Annotated in this window: 1 protein-coding gene; it reads left to right on the top strand. The window is 69.2% G+C overall.

What is annotated here, in order from left to right:
• Window positions 1-92: 92 nt before the first annotated feature.
• Window positions 93-484: IPT/TIG domain-containing protein (locus ACH4E7_RS11780; protein WP_396248872.1), on the top strand; the 392-nt coding region annotated here is incomplete at its 3' end.

The raw sequence follows: 484 nt of genomic DNA, 5'->3' as shown, positions 1-484 counted from the left end.
CCGGTACCGCGGGCACCACCGTGCCCGTCACCGTGACCACTCCCGGGGGAACGGTGTCCGGCGGAACCATGACCTACGTGGCCGTGCCGGTCGTGACTACGGAAATCAGCCCCGCGGCCAGCACCCCGGCGGGTGGCGGTGTGTTCACCATCGCGGGCACCGGCCTCGCAAGTGCGACCGTGACCTTCGGGACGACCACGGCGACGATCACCACCAACACCGACACCCTCATCACCGGCACCATCCCCGCTGGCACCCCGAGTACCACCGTCAACGTCACCGTGACCACCCCGGGTGGCACGGTGTCCGGCGGAACCATGACCTACCTGGCCGTCCCGGTCGTGACTACGGAAATCAGCCCCGCGACCAGCACCCCGGCGGGTGGTGGCGTGTTCACCATCGCGGGCACCGGCCTCGCAAGTGCGACCGTGACCTTCGGGACGACCACGGCGACGATCACCACCAACACCGACACCCTCATCAC

The organism is Kitasatospora sp. NPDC018058, from assembly GCF_044327205.1.
In the GTDB taxonomy this organism is placed as follows: Bacteria; Actinomycetota; Actinomycetes; order Streptomycetales; family Streptomycetaceae; genus Kitasatospora.
The sequence above is the reverse complement of the archived record's forward strand: the minus strand, read 5'-3'. Positions and strand labels throughout refer to the sequence as shown.